At 69.3% G+C, this 14,100-nt stretch carries 9 protein-coding genes and 3 pseudogenes; 4 read left to right on the forward strand and 8 right to left on the reverse strand.

All coding sequences use genetic code 11. The features are described 5' to 3' along the window. The 3 genes and pseudogenes from AC08OU_RS14655 to AC08OU_RS14665 form a co-directional block, all read right to left on the reverse strand. Positions 1 to 665, reverse strand: a pseudogene (locus tag AC08OU_RS14655) (hypothetical protein); the annotation flags it as partial. A 71-nt stretch (positions 666 to 736) separates the two neighbouring features. Next, positions 737 to 982: a transposase gene (locus AC08OU_RS14660; protein ID WP_476605126.1), complete on the reverse strand. Its 246-nt coding sequence runs from the start codon at positions 980 to 982 to the stop codon at positions 737 to 739. A 100-nt stretch (positions 983 to 1,082) separates the two neighbouring features. After that, a pseudogene (locus AC08OU_RS14665) lies at positions 1,083 to 1,763 on the reverse strand (ISL3 family transposase); the annotation flags it as partial. A gap of 39 nt (positions 1,764 to 1,802) precedes the next feature. On the opposite strand from AC08OU_RS14665, the gene AC08OU_RS14670 reads away from it, so the two are divergent. Further along, positions 1,803 to 2,339, forward strand: coding sequence for an MBL fold metallo-hydrolase (locus AC08OU_RS14670; RefSeq protein WP_476600514.1), 537 nt, complete (start codon positions 1,803 to 1,805; stop codon positions 2,337 to 2,339). Between the two features lie 172 nt (positions 2,340 to 2,511). On the opposite strand, the gene AC08OU_RS14675 is transcribed toward AC08OU_RS14670, so the two are convergent. From AC08OU_RS14675 to AC08OU_RS14695, 5 genes are all read right to left on the reverse strand, one after another. After that, entirely contained in the window at positions 2,512 to 3,240 is a 729-nt protein-coding gene (locus tag AC08OU_RS14675) for an HAD family hydrolase (protein ID WP_476600512.1), read from the reverse strand. 58 nt (positions 3,241 to 3,298) lie between these two features. Further along, the gene (locus tag AC08OU_RS14680; RefSeq protein ID WP_476600511.1) at positions 3,299 to 4,213 is read right to left on the reverse strand and encodes a MurR/RpiR family transcriptional regulator; all 915 of its coding nucleotides are present in this window, start codon (positions 4,211 to 4,213) and stop codon (positions 3,299 to 3,301) included. A 149-nt stretch (positions 4,214 to 4,362) separates the two neighbouring features. Beyond that, the gene (locus AC08OU_RS14685; RefSeq protein WP_476600509.1) at positions 4,363 to 6,831 is read right to left on the reverse strand and encodes a HelD family protein; all 2,469 of its coding nucleotides are present in this window, start codon (positions 6,829 to 6,831) and stop codon (positions 4,363 to 4,365) included. 428 nt (positions 6,832 to 7,259) lie between these two features. Further along, positions 7,260 to 7,829, reverse strand: a complete 570-nt coding sequence (locus AC08OU_RS14690; protein ID WP_462188293.1) for a type 1 glutamine amidotransferase domain-containing protein — start codon at positions 7,827 to 7,829, stop codon at positions 7,260 to 7,262. Positions 7,830 to 7,963: 134 nt separating this feature from the next. Next, positions 7,964 to 8,623, reverse strand: coding sequence for an HhH-GDP family DNA glycosylase (locus AC08OU_RS14695; RefSeq protein ID WP_476600508.1), 660 nt, complete (start codon positions 8,621 to 8,623; stop codon positions 7,964 to 7,966). Between the two features lie 275 nt (positions 8,624 to 8,898). Between AC08OU_RS14695 and AC08OU_RS14700 the strand changes: the two genes are divergently transcribed. The 3 genes and pseudogenes from AC08OU_RS14700 (at position 8,899) to AC08OU_RS14710 (ending at position 13,914) form a co-directional block, all read left to right on the forward strand. Continuing rightward, positions 8,899 to 9,939, forward strand: a complete 1,041-nt coding sequence (locus AC08OU_RS14700) for an Acg family FMN-binding oxidoreductase (protein WP_462203886.1) — start codon at positions 8,899 to 8,901, stop codon at positions 9,937 to 9,939. A 581-nt stretch (positions 9,940 to 10,520) separates the two neighbouring features. Continuing rightward, positions 10,521 to 12,737, forward strand: a pseudogene (locus AC08OU_RS14705) (protein kinase domain-containing protein). 220 nt (positions 12,738 to 12,957) lie between these two features. Continuing rightward, positions 12,958 to 13,914: a hypothetical protein gene (locus tag AC08OU_RS14710; RefSeq protein ID WP_476600506.1), complete on the forward strand. Its 957-nt coding sequence runs from the start codon at positions 12,958 to 12,960 to the stop codon at positions 13,912 to 13,914. Positions 13,915 to 14,100 lie beyond the last annotated feature (186 nt).

The following is a 14,100-nucleotide window of genomic DNA, read 5'->3' on the forward strand; positions in this document are numbered from 1 at the left end:
GTCGCGGTAGGGACCGTCCTTGCGGGCGCCCCCGCACAGATCCCAGCGTGCGGGATTACCGCACTGGGCTCCTGCCTCGGGTTCTGGCGTCGAAGCGCACGCTCGGCATCGGGTGGCGTGGGCGGGCGGGTGGTAGCCATCGGTCGGCATGGCGCCCCATGCGCGCCCAGGCCAGTCGCGTGCGCTGGCTTCGTCGGCGAAGCGCCTTGAACCAGTGCCGTGTCGCCTGGGTGCGGAAGGACGCGACCGCGTCCGTGTTGCCGCGCACGGCGTAGTAGTTGAGATGCCCAACCACCACTGCGTAGCCACTGCCCTTGAACCGGGACGGGTTGGTGCCGGCGCCGCTTCAGTTCCTCCTTGATCTCTTTGAGCTTCGCCCGCATCCGCCTCTTGTCCGTGACGCGCCTCACCCAGAAGTGCCCCTTCTTGGACGTCGCGCACAGATGTGTGAACCCCAGGAAGGTGAACGTCTCCGGCTTCCCGAGACCGTGGGTCTTCCGCCAACTGGCCGCGTAGCGACCGAACTGGATCAGCCGGGTCTTGCCGGGGTGCAGTTCCAAACCGAACCTGGCGAACCTCTCGCGCAGGTCGACGAGAAACCGACGGGCGTCGTCCTCGTACTCGAAGCCGGTGATCGCATCGTCGGCGAAACGGACAACGATCATCTGTCCGCGTGCCTTGTGTCTGCGCCACCGTTGAGGCTCTCCGCAGTTAGCCAGAGGTCGTAGTCATCTGATTACGTAGCGGTCGCGTGGGTGGTTACGGTCGGTCGCCACTGCGGGCGGGCAGCGCGGGAGGCGGTGTACCGGGCCCTGAGTTGCTGGTTGGCGACGTTGGACATCCCGAACGCCACCCGGTAGATCAGCTTCGTGAGGCGATTGACTCCCTCGGCGGCCGCGTTGGAGATCCCGTGGTGGACAGCGTTCGTGATCTCCTCGAGCCAGGTGTTGAGGGTCTCGGTCGCGGTGACGAGTTCGGGGATGCTGGTGCCGAAGGTCGCGACGTAGTCGAGGAAGCGGAACGGTGTGCGCGATCTCGGTGCGGGTGACCGGCCGGCCGGTCCGTGACGGGGAGAGCGCGAGCGCCCTGAGCAGCCGGTTCTTCGCGGTCCAGGCGACGCGCAGGTCGTAGGCGGCGTCGCCGTCGATCGCGACGAGCTCGCCGAGCCCGTCGAGGATCTTCCGTCGGCCGCGGTCCGAGAGCCGCTCAGGACCGTAGCGCAGCGCGTTGTTGAGCTGGTACTCGACGTCGGTGGCCCGGCCGCGCCGGTCGTGGAGCTGGTGACTGATGCGTCGTCGCACGTCATCGCACATCCTGCCCAGGTGCTGGGCCACATGAAAATGATCGGCCGCGACCATCGCGTGCGGGAGGGCCTCGCGGGCGACGGCCCGGTACGTCGTCGACATGTCGATCGTGACCGCCCGGATCCCGTCACGCCAGGCCGCCGGCTGGGCCCGGAGCCAGGCGATCACGGAGGCCCTCGCCCGGGTCTCGACCACGCCGAGCAGGCCGTGCCCACCCGCGGAGACGAACGCGCCGTGCGCCGTGTGCCAGGCCACCCGCGCCCACCGCGCGGCCACACCATCCGTCTCGAACTCCAACACCTCGGCCACGAACCCCGGCAACCCCAGCACCGCCGCCACCGCACGACCAGCCGTACCCCCGAACAACAACGCACCCGTTCTTCCGACGATCACGGACCTTAGACAAGTCGCGATCTTTCCGGATGGGCGGGTGCGTCCCTTTACAGCCCCAGGAGCCATCACGCTCCGTCACAACGATAGGTTGCGGAGGATGTCGTCGTGACACACCTGCACTGTGATCACTTCGGGTGGCTCGTCGATCCGAACGCTAATTTGTTCCCTCAGGCCAGGATCTGGATCGGCGGGGCTGATTACACGTACTTCCAGGAGTCGGCCAGAAAATCCACGGATGGGCAAGACGACGATGAGCGGAAGTTCATTATCGATCAGCAGCTCTCGCTTGCTGGCTTGCGTGATGCCGGCAGCGTTCAACTCCTGGACCGTGAAAAGTTGGAAGTGTTGCCGGGAATCTCCTTGATGCCGACCCCGGGTCACACCCCGGGGCGCACCAGCGTCATGGCGGCCAGCGGCGGCCAGCGGATCCTGTTCTTCGGTGACGCGATCACCTGCCCGCACCAGTTACACCACCCGAGCTGGCACAGCGTTGGCGACGTCGACGTCAAGCTTGCGAACCACAGCCGGGAGTGGATCTGGAACGAGCTGTCGAAGCCAGGAACCGACGGGGTCGGCTCACACTTCCCGCAGGCACAGGAGGGCACCCTCGCACTCCACGAAGGGCGAGCGTGGTCAGCCTGAAACTCACCGGGAGGGCCCGGCGCGCCCGGGCAGCCGAGCCACGGGCCCTCCCGCACCTACCAAGCAGCGAGATGAAGATCGGTGAGTACTCCAAGCCGTGTCGTCGACGTCGCCCGGCCGCCGTTCACATTGCCGTTCACATTGCCGGTCGCCTGCGTCGCCGGGGGATTCGTCATGACGGCATGAGCTGGCGAGTGACGGCTGGCTCGGTCAGGGACGGGGTCACCAGGAGAGGGCGTCCTTCCGCCGGCCACGGCAGGGGTGTGCTCTGCGGCCAGTCTCCGGTGGTAACGACGATGACCGCCAGACCGGCCCGCTGCGCGGCGATTGCCCCGATCCTGGAGTCCTCGACGGCGACCGCGTCGCGCGGATCAACTCCCAGGGCCGAGCAGGCGGTTAGGTAGACCTCCGGGTGAGGCTTGGGTAGGTCGACATCGTCCGCGGCGATGGTCGCGTCGAACGCCACATCGAATCCCGCGCCGGTGAGCATCGCGACGAGTACATCGGCCGGGCTGTTCGAGGCGACCGCCATCGGTACGCTGCCGCTCAGGCCAGCGAGCAGGGCGGCCGCGCCCGGCATGGCGCGAGGAGGGTCACGTTTCACCGCCTGCCGCAGCGAACGGTGAAGCACCGATGCGATCAAGGCAGCTTCGTGTTCCTGGTTGCCCCAGCGCGCGATCCGCGCGGCCCCCGACGCGACGGAGCTGCCGACCAGCTGCCCGCGCATCGCGTCGTCCAACTCGAAGGAGACGGCCGCGGCTGCCTCGTCGAACGCGGTGGCCCATGCCGCCGTGCTGTCCACGAGCAATCCATCGCAGTCGAACAGCACCGCGGCTGGCCGCTGACTGCCCCCTGTTCGCTGGTTCGCGCCGTGGTCGGAAAACGTCCCAGAGATAATCATCTGTCTCCATCAAAATCTGAACAGTCCGAGCGAATCAGTAGCGATTGAGTAGGACGAATCAGTAACAGTGTTCATCGAGAGCATCCGCAGCCAGAGTCTGCGCGATGCGGGCATGGTCAGGATTCCGCAGAAGAAGAGCGATGAAAAGGCTCTCAAGAACCAGGAGGTGGGCGAGACGGCTGGTCATCGCCTCTATTTGGTACCGGGTTTTACGACTCCCGGCGACGAGCACGGTTGTCGCGACCTCCGTCAACGGGCTGCTGTGAAAACTGATGATCGCGATAACCGCGGCACCGGCGGCGTGTGCGCCGCGAGCAGCGCCTACGGTCTCATGAGTCGCCCCGGTGTGACTCACCGCGACCGCGACATCATCCGGCCCGAGCAGGCGTGCCTGCACGTGCTGCGTGTGCACATCCGGCGGGAAGCTGGCCGGGACGCCGATCGTGGCCAGCCGAAACGCCCCGTCCGCGGCAATCGGTGCGCTTGTGCCGACCCCCAGAAAAAGAACACGCCGCGCCGCATGGAGCGCCTCAACGGCATCGGCAAGCGCACCCGCGCCCACGCTCATCGGGACGCGCGACAGTGCCTGACCGTTCGAGGCCGCCAGCTTGGCAAGCACCTGATGCACGGTGTCGCTGGGATCGATGTCCTCCCGGGGGCGTTCACCGAGCGGCAGAAGATCTTGAGCTAGAGCGATCTTGGCTGCCTGGAAACCCTTGAAGCCGAGACTTTGGCACGCGCGGACGACCGTGGCGACCCCCACCCCCGCGGCAGCGGCGACCTCGGATACCGAAAGATTAAGGATCTCCGCTCCCGGCTCCAGCAACGCTTCGAGGACCCGGGCCTCGCTCGGAGCGAGATCCGCGGCGGCCCCCCGCACCCGTTCAGCAAAGGTGCCAGCCGGCTCGTCAGCAACGCTCGCCGCGCCGGTCTCACTGGGCCTGGTCGCCCTGGGCCTGGTCGTCACATCCACGAACCTAGCCACACGGAACAACGTTCCGATGAACGATGGATGGACATTTTATATCAAGAAAATATCGGAATTTTGTTCCGACGCTGCTCCTCACGCAGGGCTAGCTGGTATTTGCGGACGGATCCGGAACCCGTCCGCGGGCGGGCACGTTACCGTCGGGCGAGTCGGCCCAGTACCGGCGGAAGCTCGCCGGAATACACCACGGTCAGGAAACGGGTGGCCCGGGTCAGCGCGACGTAGAGGTCGGCGAGCCCCCGGGTCGGCCCGGCCAGCAACGCGGCCGGTTCCACCAGCACCACCGCGTCGAACTCGAGACCTTTGCTCTCCGCCACGCTCAGCACCACCACCGGCGCGTCGAGAGCGTTGCCGACGGATCTGGCGGGGTCGACGGAGTCCGCCGCGACCGCCAGATCCGGGAGGGCTGCCATGAGGGCGCCGCGCAGCCCCGGGATGTCCTGCGGGCGGCAGATCACGGCGACCCGCCCGTCGCCGACCTCGCTCGCGGCCCGGCTCGCCGCGTACACCACGGCGGCGACGAGGTCCCCGGGAGGCTCCTGGGCGAAGGTCCGCCTGTCCTTTAACAGACCAGTCTCGAGCAGACCGACGAGGCCCGGGACATCGTCGGTCGTCACGTCGCCCACGCGCACCGCCGTCGGGGCACGGCCCACCGAACGCACTGAGAGGGGAACGGAGACCGTCGGGTCCTGCGCCCGCAGGACGTCGGCGGCAACGTCCATGATCTCCCGAGGTGTGCGGTAGTTGACGCTGAGCCGCTCGACCGTGAACCGGTCGCCGACCGCGGGCCCCAGCAGCTCCCCCCAGGACGTCGGCGCGCCCGGCCGGGCGGTCTGGGCCAGGTCACCGACGAGGGTCGCCGTGCGTCCCGGGCAGCGCCGCCACAACAGCCGCCACAACATCGGCGAGACCTCCTGGGCCTCGTCGACGATCAGGTGGCCGAAAGTCCAGGTGCGGTCCTCGCGGGCATGATCGGCGGCACTGCGCCGCGCCCGCGGCCCGCTCCACCGCTCGGCGAGCGCCTCGGTGTCAACCTGCCCCTCGAGCCCGAGCATGTCCACCACGCCCCGGGCGTACTCGCGTTCCTCCTCGCGTTCCCGCTCGGCACGGCGGGCGGTCTCGCGGCCGGTCTCCTCGCCCGGGTCGCCGAGCAGCTCGGCGGCCTCATCGAGCAGCGGCACATCGGCCGGAGCCCACGCCCGCTCGACCCGCTCGGCGGCCGCTGTACTCGCCGTACCCACGCCGTCGCGCTGCACCGGGATCCGGGCGGACGCTGCGGCCGTCCGCCGGTCCTCGAGCAGAGATCGTTCCGCCGGGGTGAGTCGGCTACCCGCCGCACGCGCCAGGGCCGCCGGATCGGCGAAGAGCTCCTCGAGGAGCCGCTGGGGGGTCAGCAGCGGCCAGAGGCCGTCGAGCACCGTACGGACCTCTTCCGCCGACCACAGGTCCCGGATGATCTGGCCGCGTTCGTCGGCGTCGAGCAGCCCGCCCGGGATCTGGTTCACCACCTGGGTGGCCAGCTCTGCCAACAGCTCGCGCAGGAAGATCCGACGGGCCGAGTTGTGCGGGCGGCGGCTGCGCCGCGCCCGGGTGCGGGCCCGCGCGACCGTGTCGCGACCGAGGCGCAGCATGTGATCGTCGTAGGGGATGAGCACCTCTCGCCGCGGCAGCCGCTGCCGGTCCCTGACGGCGGCGGCGATGACCTCGGCCATCCGCGGATCACCCTTGAGCGCAGCGGTCGCGGCGTCCTCGACGCCGTGCGCGTCGACCCCGGGAAAGAGCCGTCCCGGCGTGGCGAAGATCACCCCGGTCTCCCCGAGGGAGGGCAGCACCTGGTCGATGTAGCGCAGGAACACCGGACTCGGCCCCACGATCAGCACGCCGGACTGGTCGAGTCGAGCCCGGTCGTTGTAGAGCAGATAGGCGGCACGGTGCAGCGCCACCGCGGTCTTACCGGTCCCCGGTCCACCGTCGACGACGAGCACGCCGTTCGCCCGCGCCCGGATGATGCGGTCCTGCTCGGCCTGCAGAGTGGCGATGATGTCGTGCATGCGCCCGGTCCTGGGCGCGGCCAGCGCCTCGAGCAACATCGTGTCGCCGGACGCCGTCACCCCGCCGGGCTCGCTCGTGCCGGTGCCAGTGCCGGTGGCCGTGCCGGCCGGCAGGCTCAACGGGTCGTCGGCGATGCCGGTGACCTCCCGGCCCTTGGTCCGCAGATGACGCCGCCGCACCAGACCGTGCGGATCGGCCAGCGTCGCCCGGTAGAAGGCGGTGGCCACCGGGGCCCGCCAGTCCACCAGGATCGGTTCCTGCTCGCTGTCGGACAGGCCGATCCGGCCGATGTACGTCCGGCGCCCGTCGGCGTGGTCCATCGCGCCGAAACACAGCCGCCCTTCGGCGGCGTCGAGGCGGGCGAGCCGGTCGGCGTGGGTCGCCGCGAACACGTCACGTTCCACGAGTGACTGTGGGGTGCCCGTGCCACTTTCCAGCAGGACCCGGCGCAGCTGCCCACGGGTGATCTCGCGGACCTCGTCCAACCGGATGTACAGCGTGTCCAGGTACGCCTGTTCACGGGCGCGCTCGACGTCCTGCATGGTCGGCACCGGCTCTCCTCCCGGTCGCGGTCGGATTCTTGGGCTGCGGCTTCCCGGGCTGCGGGCCGACGCCGTCAGGTGAGCCAGGGGGAGTAACAGCCCCTCCCCGGCAGATCTTCCCGGCCCGCCTGGTGACCCGGCTCCGGTGACCCCACCCTGGTAACGACATGTCCACGACAACGACGGCGTGTCCACGAACGACCACGGCAACCACGGCAAGCCGGCCCGCCATCCGGCACGGCGGCCGGAATGCCGCATCATCGCTGTTCCAGGTTACGGATGTCCGGCGACGGGATACACCGCAATGATCCACCTGGTGCGGGGTAGCGACCAACCTGATCCGAGGTAGCAGACGGCCCGGGCGAAGGAGCCGTTTCCGGCGGTTCCTTCGCATCCACGGTGAACGGCGTCCCGAGCTGGGGCGTCCACCGAGGTAATCAGACGCCCACCGAGGTGAGATGCTCCACCAGGGTGCCGTCGAAGGCCGGCAGATCATCCGGCCTGCGGCTGCTGATCAGCGTGTTCGGCCCGGACCGGCAGATGACGACCTGCTCGTCCACGACCTCGGCCCCGGCGTTGCGCAGATCGGTGCGCAGGCTCGGCCAGCTCGTGATGCGCCGTCCGCGGACCACGTCCGCCTCGATCAGGGTCCAGGGAGCGTGGCAGATCGACGCCACCGGGCGGCCGGCATCGAAGAAGTACCGGACGAACTCGACAACACCCGGCTGCCACCGCAACTCGTCCGGATTGGCGACTCCGCCGGGCAGCACCAGCGCGTCGAAGTCCGCGGGATCCGCCTCGGCGACCGTGACGTCGACCGGGAAGGTGTCCGCGGGGTCCAGGTGCCGGAACGCCCGCACCCTGCCTCCCTCCGTCGACACCAGCACCGGACTCAGGCCGGCCTGCTCGATGGCCTTCCACGGCTCGGTGAGTTCGACCTGCTCGACGCCCTCCGGTGCCACCAGAAACGCGATCTTGCGTTGAATCCTGTCGTCGTGCGTCGTCATCGACACGTCCTCCTGCCTGATTCCTGTCTGCCTGCTGTCTGCTTGCCGTCTGACTCCTGCCCGCCTCCTGTCTGCCTGCTGCCCGCCTGCTGTCTGCTCCTGTCTCGCCAGCTGGGGTCGGGACCGGACGGGCGTCAGGGCCTGCTCGCCGCCTCCCGCAGGTCGGTGACGTCGTGCTCGAGACGCGCCCGCACCAGCGCAGCGACCAGCCGCGGGAAGTCCTGCCGGTCGACCAGTGCGGCGAGCCTCGCCGGGCCGGTCGGCAGCCCGAGGGCTCCAGCCGTTCTCCAGGTAGGTTCGTCGAGGTAGGGCACCAGCTCGTCCCATCCCGCCTGCGCCTCGCGCAGGAAGATGTCGGCACCGACCGGACCGATCCCCTTGATCTTCTGCAGCAGCTCCCGCTCCCGGTCCGGGGAGTGCTCGGCGGCATCCCGCAGCCGGCGGACATCACCGTCGTAGGTGTCCATCAGGTAACGGCAGGCCGCCTCCAATGTCCGAGAGGTGCTCTCGTCGTAGCGCGCGTACCCGCTGCCGTTCAGCACCCGGGTACGGTCCTCCCAGGTCGCCTCGGCCATGGCTGCGGCGTCGGTCCAGCCGGCGTCCATCAGGGAACGACAGGCGGCGACCGCGATCGACGTGCGGATCCGTGCGCTCGCGAGCAGGGCGAAGACGATCAGCCTGAACATCGCCTCCGCGGTGTCAGTCGGCACGTCGGCGCCGATATCGTCGGCGTAGGTCCGCCCATGCCGGGCGAGCAGTTCGGCGAGCACCGCCTCTGTGTCGGTTCCAGCCATGCAGTGGGGCTACCCGCGATACCCGCCATCACTCCGCCCCGCCCATGCGCTCCGCACACGCACTCCGCCCTGCCCGTGCCATCCCGGCCGTACCCACCCACCACGTCCGCGGCGGTGCCTCGGGCCCGCCACCCGACGCCCCGACGCCCCGCCACCCGACGCCCGACTCCCGCCTGCCGGCCGTTGGTCCGCCCCGACTGTTCCCCTCGGCACATGCCCTCTACCCGGTCGGGAGGGCAGGCTGGGGGTAGACACTTGAGAGAAGGGAGGCTGAGATGTCCACCAAAGCAGCACGGTCCGTACTGGTTCCCCTGACTCCCGACCTGGCTCGGGAGGTGGTCGCCGCATCCGCCGCGGCGCCGTCCATCCATAACACGCAGCCGTGGCGCTGGCGCCTCGAGGCAGGCCGGCTCACCCTTCTCGCCGACAGCACCCGCCAGCTCAAGGTCGCCGATCCCGAGGGCCGGCAGATGCTGTTGAGCTGCGGAGCGGCGCTGTTCAACGCCCGGCTGGCGCTGCGGACCCGCGGCGAGGTCCCCGTGGTGGAGCCGCTACCCGACGGCGTCGACGACTTCCGCCCCGCCCCGCTCGCCACCATCTCGGTGATCGGCCATCAGCCTGCCGAGGACGACGAGCGGGCATTGGCCGATGCCATCCCGCGGCGGCACACCGATCGCCGGCCGTTCGACGACCAGCCGTTGCCGGCCGAGGTAATCAGCCGCCTGCGTGCCGCGGCCGAGGCGGAGGGCTGCTGGCTCACCGCGCCGATCGACCCGGAGCTGCGCGTCCAGGTCAGCGTCCTGCTGTCCCGGGCGGACTGGATCGAGGCGCACAACGTGGCCTACCGGGAGGAACTGGCCTCGTGGAGTCGAACGGGGTCCACGTCGGCCGATGGCATCCCGCGCAGCGCAGTCGTCCACACCGACGCCCCGCGCCAGTCCGAGTTCCCGATGCGGGACCTCGACGTGGTCGGCGAGGCGGGGACCGTGCTGGACGAGACGGGTGTGGAACGGCCCGGCATCCTGATCATCGGCACCGATGCGGACACGACCGCCGACCGGCTGCGCGCTGGGCAGGCGATGCAGCGTGTGCTGCTCACCGCCACCTTGCTCGGTCTCGCCTCGTCGCCGATGTCGCAGGCGATCGACGTCGAGGGCATGCGGGAGCAGTTCCGCGGCACCACCAGCGGTCTCGGGCACGTCCAGATGATCCTGCGGGCCGGCTATCCCGAGCCGGGTGCACAACCGCTCGGCCCCACTCCCCGCCGGGACGTCGACGAGGTCCTGGAGGTCGTCGGGTCGGATGATCGGGCGTAGCACCGTTCGGCCGTTCGCGTTCGGCCGTGCAGCGTTCCTTCCTGACACATTCGGCGAAAGCCGCACAGATACGGGGTTGTGTGGGCCGCCAGCCGCTTTGATCGGGGACCAGACCGGGTCGCCGGTGGACCGACCGGCAATCGGAGGTGTCGCGAGGTCCGCGACGGCTCGGTCGTGACTCGGGGGGTTCCCGGGGACGCGGCGCGGCGTTCCCGGGAGACTCCCCCGCCCGGGCCTTGGTCGGCCCCGGTCGACCCCGGCCGTACCCGGTCAGAGACCCCGACCGCCCCTGGTCGCCCCCGGCCGACCAGGAGGCAGGACGTGACCGGATGACAGAAGCCACGCGGGCGCCGAATGCCTGTCGCTGCATTGACATCGAGGTGGCGGGGGCTGTCGGGGCCCCGACAGCCCGGTGCCCGGTCACTCTCGCCTAAGATTTTGCCAGCGGTTGACCGTAATGGTTGATCGGGACATTCCGTGATGGATCAAGAGTCGGTGCGCGTCCACCGGCCGGCCCGCGACCTGCGCGGCGTTCCCGCGCGAGGCCGCGGTCGGCACGCGGCGGGTGGGGGTACAGGTCGATGATGTCATCGGATGCGGGTGTGGCGGCACGATCCGCCCCCCTTGGCCCGGACGACCCCCACGAGCTCGGCTCGTACACGCTGCTAGGCAAACTCGGCCAGGGTGGAATGGGCATGGTCTATCTGGGCCGCTCCGGGAAGGGCCGGCTCGTCGCCATCAAGGTGATCCGGAATGAGGCTGTCGGGAACCCCGAGTTCCGAGCCCGGTTCCGGCTGGAGGCCGAGACCGCCCGGCGAGTCGCCCGGGTCTGCACCGCTGAGGTGCTCGACGCCGATCCGGACGCCGAGTGGCCCTACCTGGTCACCGAGTTCATCGAGGGCAAGACCCTCGCCCGGTACGTCCAGCGCAACGGCCCGCTCGCCAATGCCAACCTCGAACAACTCGCGGTCGGCGTGGCCGCGGCGCTCACCGCCATCCACAGCGCCGGGATCGTGCACCGCGACCTCAAGCCCGCGAACGTCATCCTCTCACCGTTCGGCCCCCGGGTGATCGACTTCGGTATCGCCCGGGCGGTGGACGCCGGCAGTAACCTCACCGGCGATCTCCAGCAGCTCGGGACGCCGGCGTTCATGTCCCCGGAGCAGATCGAGAGCCGGCCGATCACCTCGGCGGTCGACATCTGGGCGTGGGGTGGCCTCGTCGCCTTCGCCGCCACCGGGCACTACCCCTTCGGTGAGGCCTCGGCGCAGGTGCTGCTCTACCGCGCCCTACACGAGGAACCGCGGCTCGACGACGTCGACCCGGCGCTGCGCCCGATCGTCTGGCACGCGATGCGCAAGGACCCGAGCACCCGCCCGAGCGCCCAGCAGCTCATGCTGCGCCTGCTCGGCGACCCGTCGGGCACCGGCCCGGACGCTGCCGCCGCCGTCAACCCGCAGGACGTCACGAACATCCTGCAGGGCTGGAAGCTGCCAGTGCCCGGCCCGGGCGCACCGGTCACGGGCGGCACCGGGCCCCACGGGGCCGGCTTCCCCGCAACGGCAGCGGCCCCCGTCAGCAGCGGTTACACCGTCGACCAGGACGCCCCGACCCGGCTACCCGCCGGTGCCGGCGGTCACGGGAGTCCCGGCGGTCCCGGGGGCGGTGGAGCCGATGCTCCCGGCCGGCAGGGCGGCGCGGGCGGGAACAGGAACCGCACCCCGCTGCTCGTCGGTGGGGGTGTCGTAGTCGTCGGCGCGATCCTCGCGGGAGTACTCGCCCTCAGCTCGGGTGATGACGGCGGCTCCGGGACCGACGCGGCCAATCCGGCCACCATCTCCGGGGCTCCGGCCACGTCGCCCCAACCAGCCTCATCGGCCCAATCAGCGGCCTTCACGCTGCCCAGGGCGGCCCAGCCGCTTGGCAAGGACACCCTCGTCTACGCGTCCAACCGCAACGGCAACTACGATCTGTTCACCGGGCAGGTCACGGACAACGGGCTGCTCGCGAACGACAAGCCGATCGTCACCGGTCCGGACCAGGAGATGCTGCCCGCGATCAGCGACGATCGCAAGACGATCGTCTACTTCAAGAAGGGCAGCCCGAATACGCTGCAGGCGATTGCCGCCGACGGCTCCGGGAAACCGGTACAGCTGTTCACCTCGGGCCCGGCCGCCGGGCTGGCGATCGCGGACGACGCCCGGCCCTCGCTCTCCCCCGACGGCGGCTTCCTGGTCGTCCGTTCCACCAAGGATCAGACCGGAACGCCGAACCCCGGCCTGTATGTGGTGAAACTGGACGGCTCGAGCGTGCGGCGGCTCAACGCGAAGCCGCAGGCGACCGACCCCGCCTGGTCGCCGGACGGCGAGCGGATCGCCTACTGGTCGAACAACACCGGTGGCGACCGCGGCTTCATCGTGGTGATCCCGGCCCAACCGGATGCCCAGGCGACCCCGATCACGCAGGACCAGGGTAACGGGGACTCGGACCCGGTCTGATCCCCGGACAGCAGGAAGATCGCTTTCACCCGGGCGAAGAACGGCGATCTGGAGATCTTCGAGATGAACTCGGACGGCACCGACGCCCGGCAGCTCACCCGGGTGCACGGGGACGACCAGGACCCGGCCTACGCGCCGGACGGTCGCATCGCCTTCAGCGGGCAGCGCAATCCCACGGACCCTGGTGACCGGCAACTCTACGTTCTGAATCCGAACGATCCGAACAATCCGAACGATAGTGACCGCAAGCTCACCACTACCGGCGGGTTCAACGGCCACGCCCGTTGGAACGCCGGCTGAGCTCCTTGCCTATCCAGAGGGATAAATCGGGCGCAAAGGAGTCGAAATGAAATAACTTGCGCGTTTCGAACCCTCCACAGGCCTGTGACCTGCGATGATGCTCTCGATCACGTATTTGTTACTTCATTACGTCCCCAAAAGCCTCTGGATAGGCAAGGAAGCCGGCGAGAGGGGCCGGTTATGCACAGATCGCGAACGAGCCCGGCAGGATGCTCGAACCGTGATCGACACTGGGGACGTGACCCAGTCCTATGAGAAGGTCGTCGCACTCGCCCGCAAGCAGGACGACATGATCACCCGTCGGCATGCCCGGCAGCTCGGGATGTCGGACCAAGCGATCAGCGTTCGTAGACGCAGGCACGGCTGGACCTCCCCGGTGCGGGGCATGTTGCTCGTGCCGCCCATTCGGGACGAAATCCGGGCCCGTGCCCGAGCGGCGCTGTCGATCGTCGGAGGGACGATCTGCGGACGTACCGCGGCCCGACTGCACGGCCTTCCCGCCCTCTCCCGCTGGCGGCCCGACGAACCCGTCGATGTCGCGCTGCCCGGTGAGGGGGGACTTCGTCAGCGTGGCGGTTGTCACCGGCATTGGATGACGGTTCGCGGTGGCGAGACCATCGACCTCGACGGCATCCGTACCACCACGGTTGCCCGGACGTTGGAAGATCTGGCCCTACTGTGCGACCGCGAGCTGTTCATCTGTGTCCTCGACGCTTTTGTTCACCAACGCCGTCTATCCCGGAACGAGCTGTTCGATCTTCGCACACGCGTGCAGGAACGCCGCAATGGTGATCGTGCGGACGGATGGTGGTCAAAGATCGACGGGCGGGCAGAGTCACCGCTGGAGACGCGTGTGCGGCTCCTTCTCGATGACGCCGGGCTGGCCCCGGACGAGCTTCAATGGATAGTCCACGATCCCCGACACGGCCGGCCGGTGGCACGGCTCGATCTCGCCTGGCCGTCGCTGCGGGTCGCGATCGAAGCGGACGGCGTCGGGCCGCACGGTGAGCCGGAGGCTCTTCATCGCGATCGGGCACGTCAGAACGACCTCGTCCGTCTCGACTGGGATGTTCTGCGCTTCACCTGGCACGATGTCACGACGGAAGCGGCGAGAACGACGGAAGTCGTCCGGATGGCACTTCTCCGAGCCCGTGCAGGTGGCCCTGCCGAAGCGTGAATCCCGCCGGCCGACCCGGGACCCGGGGGCCCGGGGAGCCGGGACGCCCGAGGCTCCCGGCTTCCTTGCCTATCCAGAGGCTTTTGTGTCCGATTTATCCCTCTGGATAGGCAAGGGGCCTAGGGCCTGTTTGGGAAGTTTATCGGGGCAGCCATTCGTTGATCGCGGCGATGGTGACTGTTGCTT

The organism is Frankia sp. CcMO1 (assembly GCF_977945845.1).

What these genes read in the sequence shown, in the direction of transcription:
- AC08OU_RS14700 (WP_462203886.1), top strand. Translation starts at nt 8,899, where the DNA reads ATGTCCACCAAAGCAGCACGGTCCGTACTGGTTCCCCTGACTCCCGAC.
- AC08OU_RS14675 (WP_476600512.1), bottom strand. Translation starts at nt 3,240, where the DNA reads ATGATTATCTCTGGGACGTTTTCCGACCACGGCGCGAACCAGCGAACA.
- AC08OU_RS14690 (WP_462188293.1), bottom strand. Translation starts at nt 7,829, where the DNA reads ATGACGACGCACGACGACAGGATTCAACGCAAGATCGCGTTTCTGGTG.
- AC08OU_RS14695 (WP_476600508.1), bottom strand. Translation starts at nt 8,623, where the DNA reads ATGGCTGGAACCGACACAGAGGCGGTGCTCGCCGAACTGCTCGCCCGG.